The sequence below is a fragment of the Bacillus sp. AFS088145 genome (genome assembly GCF_002564465.1).
GTDB lineage: Bacteria > Bacillota > Bacilli > Bacillales > Bacillaceae_G > Gottfriedia.
Genome location: NZ_NUUX01000070.1, coordinates 1 through 777 on the forward strand (window position 1 = coordinate 1; position 777 = coordinate 777).

Annotated in this window: 1 protein-coding gene; it reads right to left on the reverse strand. The window is 33.1% G+C overall.

All coding sequences use genetic code 11. The annotated features are described in order from the left end of the window. Positions 1 to 89: 89 nt before the first annotated feature. Entirely contained in the window at positions 90 to 506 is a 417-nt protein-coding gene (locus COI44_RS23645) for a GNAT family N-acetyltransferase (protein ID WP_483295503.1), read from the reverse strand. Positions 507 to 777 lie beyond the last annotated feature (271 nt).

The window sequence follows — 777 nt, forward strand, 5'->3', positions numbered from 1 at the left end:
GAATTTAATTTTCATGGGAGTGCAATAAAAAAGACCGACAAATCGTCGATCATGTTGTTCAACTAAAGCATCAGTTAGTTCAATAAGATTTAACAAATTTTTTTATAACTTACAAGCGTCATATTTTCATTTAAATGTTTTGATTCACCTGTCAGGCTATAGCCCATTTTTTCATATAAATAACAGTTACGTTTTTCTTCTAAAATCGTCCTTAATTCCCAAGTGGTTGCTTGTGGGAATTGATATTCAATTAACTCAATAGCTTTTTGAGCAATTACCATCCCTTGATATTCGGGTAAAATAAACATCGGGCTAATCCAAAACTGTGTTTCTTCTTTCCAATAGATACAAATCGCCCCTACCAGAACTTCATCAAGCAAAATTTTATAAAATCCACCAGTTGAATAATTAATTCTCTTAATTACATTATCAATCGGTTCGTTTGCTGGACTCGTATCGGTATCTTTATATTTCTCTAACAATGGCATAAAGGCTTTCACTTGCATATCAAAAATTACTTGTGCATCTACGTCTGTCGCTTTGTCTAATCTTAAGTTCACTAATTCTCACCTCTAAATTTTTTTGTTCCATTTATTAAATTATATATTATTTCTTGATTTCCTTGTTCAACTAATCTGCCATTTAGCCACCCATGCAGCGCTCGCGCTGCACCACAGCGAATGAAAATGTATGGGAAGTGTCTATACTGATACTGACTTTTATCCAGTCAATTGTAATCACTAGGCTTTTTAGTTAGCTCTACTCTTTTTTTTAACG

What these genes read in the sequence shown, in the direction of transcription:
- COI44_RS23645 (WP_483295503.1), bottom strand. Translation starts at nt 506, where the DNA reads ATGCAAGTGAAAGCCTTTATGCCATTGTTAGAGAAATATAAAGATACC.